Below are 4,972 nucleotides of genomic sequence, written 5' to 3'. Positions count from 1 at the left end.
AAACATGAAGAGAACTGTCTGAAGGCAAAAAACAACAAGGAGTTCATGGAGAACATAGATAGATTACTTCACAATGAAAGTCTGAGAAAGAAACTATCGGCATGTGGAAAGGGAACTGCGCTGGAAAAGGATCTGTCGATTATTGGTCAGGAACTTAAGAAAATCTACCTAGAGGTACTTGACAGGAAAAAATGAAAAAATCAACCAGAAACTTTATGATCGCGATTTCTCTCAGTTTGCTGATTATTCTGATAGTTCTTTTTGCGACCGACTTCAGCAAATCGATTTCTTACCTTTCTGCAGCCAATCCCGGATGGATATTTCTGATATTCTGTCTAACGTTCGGTACTTGGTTATTCGAAGCAATCACCCTTAAACTGTTCGCAGCCATGCGGAATCTGGCGATTCCCTTCTTATTTCTTTTTAAGATTACGGTTATTGGAACATTTTTCAATGGTATAACGCCTTTCTCTTCGGGAGGACAGCCGGCGCAGATAGTCTTTATGCAGAGAAGAGGTATCTCGATAGGTGAATCAACTGCGATGCTCGTTTCAAGATTTCTGATTTATCAAACCGTAATCACATTGCTTGGAGCTGTAGCCGTTTTCAAGGCCTACCCGCTTGTTTCACAGAAGATTTCTAATCTCGCCGTGCTCTCTATTTTCGGATTTGCGCTGAACAGTGTAGTTCTGATAGGACTTGTTCTATTTTCGCTCAGTCCTAAGCTAACTGATAAGCTCATCCACTTTGTGATCAGCTTTCTTCACAAGATCAGAATAGTAAAAGAGAAAGAATCGTTAATAGAGAAGGCAATGAGAGAGCTACGCTTCTTCCATTCTTCAATGAAGGAATTGGTCAGGAGACCCTTTGTCCTTACTAGTGCGTCTTTGAGTACTCTTGCACAGCTGATTTGCATGATATCCATCCCGTATTTTGTTGCCCTTTCAATTGGAACGCCTGTAAACTATCTCGAAATCACGGCCGTTCAGCTGATTTTGTTCCTTGTAGTCTCTCTTATTCCAACACCAGGAGCGAGTGGAGTATCTGAGGGTGGGTATGTGCTATTTTTTAAGTCTTTTTTTGGCGAAGGAATTGGAGCTGCGCTTCTGATCTGGAGATTCTTCAGCTACTACGCAAACATCATTTTCGGAGGATTACTTTCAGCTCATGAAATAGGATTCAAATCTAGATCTCGTTCTTGACAACTCTTTCATAAAGATTCACTGTTCTCTCTACATTAGCTTCAGCGGAGAAGTCCTCCGAGATCTCAACTGAGCGTTTTGCCATTCTTTCTCTTAGGCTATGATCACTCAGCATTTGAATAGCCGCATTGGATAACTCATCTTTCGAGGAGCACATGAAGCCATTTTCTCCATCCAGTACCATATTTACTATGCTATCGTCCTTATATGCCACGACCGGCAATCCCGAGGCCATCGCTTCAAGGGTAACAAGGCCGAAAGTCTCAGTGTGAGAAGCGATCATGAATGCATCGCTGCTTTTGTAGGCTAACGATATCTCGTCGGGCCATCTCAAGAATCCCGTGAAGTGGACCTTCTCACCGACCCTCAGACTTCTGGCTAATTCCTGCAGCTTACCCTTCAGAGGACCATCTCCAACTAGCAGCAAATGGGAGTCTGGTAAAGCTTCGGAGACTCTTGCGAAATTCTCTATAAGTTTGTCTATGCTCTTCTCTTCTCCAAGCCTTCCAACAAAGATGAGCACTTTATCGTCCTCTTTTATCTTGTACTTCTTCCTGAATGCTCTTTTCTCTTCTCTGCTGAAGCTTCTCTTAAATGGAGTAAGATCGACCCCGTTGGGAATTACCTCTATATGTGAAGAAACTCCATAAGAAAGAAGCAGCTTCTTGATTTTTATCGAAGGAGCAATTACAGCCCTGTGCTTATCACAAAATCTTCTGTCCTGAGCTCTGATGTAAACTCTCAGAATGGGTTCCATGAATGGGATGTAGTGAACGTACTCTTCCATCATTGTGTGATAAGTCGTTACTCCTGGAATGTGCAAATTCGTTAGAACATAACTCGCCAGATACCCAACGATTAGTGACGTGTGCGAGTGAATAATGTCTATCTCGAGATTCTTCACGATCTTTATTAGTTCCTTGAAGTTTGTGGGCAAACCTATTCGGTGTTGCTTTTCCCATGGAAATTTAAGAGATGGTATACGATAAACATTCTCCTGGATGCCTGCTTCGGGGTGGTCAACCGTAAATATATATACGTTATGGCCTCTCTTCTGAAGATTCTCTTCAAGCATCTTGATCATGGTCACCACCCCGTTGACCTGAGGTGAATATGTATCACTGAACATCGCTATGTTCATCCTATGCCTCCAAACGGCTTGACACCTCTTACCTTCTGCTTTATAATCTTTACTGTCTTGGGAGATCGTCCAATTGGTAGGACAGCGGACTCTGGATCCGCCGATGGAGGTTCGAGTCCTCCTCTCCCAGCCAGGGGCCGCAAGGCCCTTATTTTTTCCCCCCGGCAATCGCCAGCAAAGTGATTTCCTTAACGCCGCCTTCCTTAAGAACTCTAGCACACTGGCTTGCAGTTGCGCCAGTAGTAACGACATCATCGAAAAGAATTACTGACGTACTCCTAGGACTTCTCTTCAGATAGAACTTATCCTTTACATTCTGGAATCTATCTTCCATCTTAAGCCTTGACTGAGGAATAGACTTACCTGCTATTGTCAACACATTGTCTATTCTTATGTCAATAGTCTTAGAAAGCCTTCTCAGAATTCTGAGATTTGTGTCGAAGCCTCTCTTGACAAATGCTTGAATGGAAGTGGGAACAGGAACTATCACATCGGCGGACGGAGAAAACGTATTAATCATTTCGAAGAGCATCTCTGAAAGGAGAGAGGCTATTCCGGGTCTGTCTTCAAACTTATAGGCACGTATGAGTTCCTTTAATGGGCTTTCATATTTCCAGTACGAAAAGGCCGAATCAACAAATTTAAGCTCAAATGGAGTCATGATTGGCCCCTTGATTGATCCAAGACAGTCTGCACACAAATACTGGGCTGGATCTATCTCCTTTTCACACACTAGACAGTGGTTTGGGAAAAAATGAGAGATCAGCTTCTTCATCATCACAGCCATCTCTCTTTCTTCAGTCTTCTAAGCTCTCGAAGTATCTGCTTGCTGTTTATCGCTTGAATATTCGTTCCAGGAGGGAGAGATGCAATCAACTTCTTAGAATATACCCTTGCCGGATCGATGATTCTCCTGTCAAGTACGATTACAACCCCTCGATCGTTCCTGGTTCTTATAAGTCTACCAAGCCCCTGCCGGAAGGCAGTTATCATTTTTGGATAGTAATACTTGTTCATTCCTTCGGCAAAGCTCCGCTTTCCATAGTGCTTGATTCTTGCTTCAATTAGTGGTTCGTCCGGCCTTTCAAAAGGCAGTTTGTAGACAATCAACAGCTTCAGCTGTTCTCCGGGGAGATCGATTCCCTCCCAAAATGCTCGGGCACCAAATATTACGGATTTCTCTGAATTCCTGTGCTCAGAAAGAATTGTTGTTAAGCTATCGTCTCTTTCCTGGATTCTTAGAGACAAGTTGTGAAGTTCACCTCGAATCTTCGAAAGAGTCCATTTCATGTCTTCGTAAGAGGTGAAGAGAACCATGGACCCTCCCCCGACTATCTTCAAAACGTCTTTTGTCAGTTTCGATGCACTTTGCATGTATGGAAGGGAATTTGGCAGATAGTCGGGAATGTCTGTGGGAACGAAAAATCTCAGCTGCTGAGTATAATCGAATGAGGTTCCAAGCCTTACGGCATCGGTCTCTTCGCCGGCTCCGAGTATTCTTCTCGCATAGTTGAAACCATCGCTACCTCTGCTGTAGACCCACAGTGTTGCAGATATGAAGATCTTTACGCCCACATCCGGGAAAATCGAGGACATCAGAGTGTCGTTTTCGACTGGAGAAGAGACTATACTCAAGCTTTCAATGCATTGTTCGTTCCTGCTCACAAAAACTACCCTAGAATCTCTAGAAGCGGCAATTCCCGCGATCTGCTTAAGCCATTCTTTTATTTCAGCCAGAACCCTAGCAACTTCAAATTCTAAGCCGTCAATCTTCAAGTCCCTTTCTTCAACATCATCCAGCATTTGTACTGTTTGTCCGCCCACATAGATATGCGTCTGAAGAATATCTGAGATTACGGTTAGTGCTGAGACAAGCGTTTCAAGTCCTTTTCCAGAATACGTAGTTTTCTCCCCATTACGTTCCCTATCCAGATCCACCACGAGCTGTCTTATTTTCCTGTCAAGAGTAGTTGTAGCTTCTTTAAGCTTAATCCACAACTTCCTTAAAAAATCCTCGCTGAAATGCCTCTTGAGAAATCCAAAGCAGTCTCTAACCAGCTTTATCAGTTTCTTAACGGTATTAGCTAGCTGATATGGTTCAAACCGGTAACTCATTGCCTGAGTCAATGAAGACTCAAGCTCGTGAGCTTCATCCACAACAAGGTATTTAAATGCCGGTAGAAGTGTTCCAATACTTTCGCCGTCTTCCGGTTCTCCATCGGAAAGCCGAATATTCGCTTCACTGAACAGGAATGAATGATTCGTGATAACTATATCGGAATTCTTTGCATTTTCCCTTTGAACATAGTAAGGACAAACCTCGAAGAATGGGCAGAGTCTTCTGGTGCAATCGAACCTGTTGCCCGAGAGCATCCTTCTAAACTCATCACGCAACGGTAAGTAATCAAGATCTCCCTCTCTCGTGAACATTGACCATAGAATCACACCGGCAAGTTCTTTCGACGAACTTTCATCGAGCATCTTATTGAGAGCCATGTTCAGAACTTCAAATAGCTTTCTGACACATAGATATCTTTCCCTCCCCTTAATTACAGACACTCTGAGATTATCGAGGTTCGGTAAGGTCTTTAGAACCTCCACATCCTTTTTGAACAGTTGATCCTGGAGG

General features: G+C 43.3%; 4 protein-coding genes, 1 tRNA gene and 1 pseudogene. 3 read left to right on the top strand and 3 right to left on the bottom strand.

Features of this window, described 5'->3' with window-relative positions:
* Positions 1-195, top strand: a pseudogene (locus tag BG32_RS01370) (glycosyltransferase family 1 protein); the annotation flags it as partial.
* Positions 192-1,202, top strand: coding sequence for a lysylphosphatidylglycerol synthase transmembrane domain-containing protein (locus BG32_RS01365; RefSeq protein WP_121526287.1), 1,011 nt, complete (start codon positions 192-194; stop codon positions 1,200-1,202). The pseudogene BG32_RS01370 and the gene BG32_RS01365, both read left to right, overlap by 4 nt.
* Here the strand turns inward: BG32_RS01365 and BG32_RS01360 are convergent.
* Entirely contained in the window at positions 1,186-2,343 is a 1,158-nt protein-coding gene (locus BG32_RS01360; protein ID WP_006487151.1) for a glycosyltransferase family 4 protein, read from the bottom strand. The two genes, BG32_RS01365 and BG32_RS01360, sit on opposite strands and share 17 nt — an antisense overlap.
* Before the next feature lie 58 nt (positions 2,344-2,401).
* Here BG32_RS01360 and BG32_RS01355 point away from each other — a divergent pair.
* Positions 2,402-2,476, top strand: a tRNA-Gln gene (locus BG32_RS01355).
* A gap of 15 nt (positions 2,477-2,491) precedes the next feature.
* Here the strand turns inward: BG32_RS01355 and BG32_RS01350 are convergent.
* Both BG32_RS01350 and BG32_RS01345 read right to left on the bottom strand, forming a co-directional pair.
* Positions 2,492-3,121, bottom strand: coding sequence for a ComF family protein (locus BG32_RS01350; RefSeq protein WP_006487150.1), 630 nt, complete (start codon positions 3,119-3,121; stop codon positions 2,492-2,494).
* Positions 3,121-4,972, bottom strand: a 1,852-nt coding sequence (locus tag BG32_RS01345) for an ATP-dependent DNA helicase (RefSeq protein WP_147434782.1), incomplete at its 5' end; no start/stop codon positions are given. The genes BG32_RS01345 and BG32_RS01350, both read right to left, overlap by 1 nt.

It is taken from the genome of Mesotoga sp. HF07.pep.5.2.highcov (assembly GCF_003666285.1).
Lineage (GTDB): Bacteria > Thermotogota > Thermotogae > Petrotogales > Kosmotogaceae > Mesotoga > Mesotoga prima.
Note: the sequence above shows the minus strand (reverse complement) of the source record. Positions and strands in the feature narration are given on the sequence as shown.

Excerpts from the sequence above, each read along its gene's own strand:
- BG32_RS01365 (WP_121526287.1), top strand. The coding sequence starts at position 192 with ATGAAAAAATCAACCAGAAACTTTATGATCGCGATTTCTCTCAGTTTG.
- BG32_RS01360 (WP_006487151.1), bottom strand. The coding sequence starts at position 2,343 with ATGAACATAGCGATGTTCAGTGATACATATTCACCTCAGGTCAACGGG.
- BG32_RS01350 (WP_006487150.1), bottom strand. The coding sequence starts at position 3,121 with ATGATGAAGAAGCTGATCTCTCATTTTTTCCCAAACCACTGTCTAGTG.